The sequence below is a fragment of the Oribacterium sp. oral taxon 078 str. F0263 genome (assembly GCF_000469565.1).
In the GTDB taxonomy this organism is placed as follows: Bacteria; Bacillota; Clostridia; order Lachnospirales; family Lachnospiraceae; genus Oribacterium.
Genome location: NZ_KI273114.1, coordinates 7,916 through 8,614, shown reverse-complemented (window position 1 = coordinate 8,614; position 699 = coordinate 7,916). Strand labels below are relative to the sequence as shown.

Genomic DNA, 699 nt, shown 5'->3' with positions numbered 1-699 from the left:
TCGAGCAGGAGCTGTCGCTCTGCGGCTATTTTGCCATCATCGACTCCTCCTATAAGCTGAATCCGTTCACAAAGGACAGCAATACCGAGCTCGACAAGAGGCTCTTTGTCAATGCGGAGACAGCGGAGTGGTTCCGCGAGAGGAAGGTAAAGGCGGTCGGCTTCGGGGACGGGGTTTCCATAGAGAACTGCAATGAGGATGTGAAGCCCTTCCATGATATCCTGCTCGCGGAGAACATCATTTTCATCGAGGTGCTGAAAAATCTGGAGGAATTAAAACGGGATGTTTTCTTCCTCTCCTTTACGGCGCTTCCGATCAAGGGACTGGACTCCAGTCCGGTCCATGCCTATGCGATCGAGGGACTCGCGGAGTTTTCCTAAGAGGCCATAAGAGATCCGCGGGAAAGGAAAAAGAGCGGTCCGACCCGGGGATGCGGCGGAGAAATATATGATCTTACAGGGAGGGGGATTTCCATGCGGATAGCGGTGATCGGCGCGGGGGCGATGGGCTCTGTCTACGGGGGACTGCTGTCAGAGAGGAACGAGGTCTGGCTCATCGACAGCCGAAGCGAGCTGGTGGATAGGATCCGGGAGGAGGGACTCCTTATCGAGGAAGAGGGGGGCAGCAGGCTTTACCGCCCGAAGGCGTCTCTGAGCGCGGAGGGACTCCCGGAGATGGACCTTGTGATCCTCTTCGTGA

The 699-nt window shown here is 56.5% G+C and carries 1 protein-coding gene and 1 pseudogene; both read left to right on the top strand.

Going from position 1 to position 699, the window contains the following annotated elements:
- Nucleotides 1-380: pseudogene (locus HMPREF1986_RS05940) on the top strand (cyclase family protein); the annotation flags it as partial.
- Between the two features lie 93 nt (nucleotides 381-473).
- Nucleotides 474-699: ketopantoate reductase family protein (locus HMPREF1986_RS05935; RefSeq protein WP_021773881.1), on the top strand; the 226-nt coding region annotated here is incomplete at its 3' end.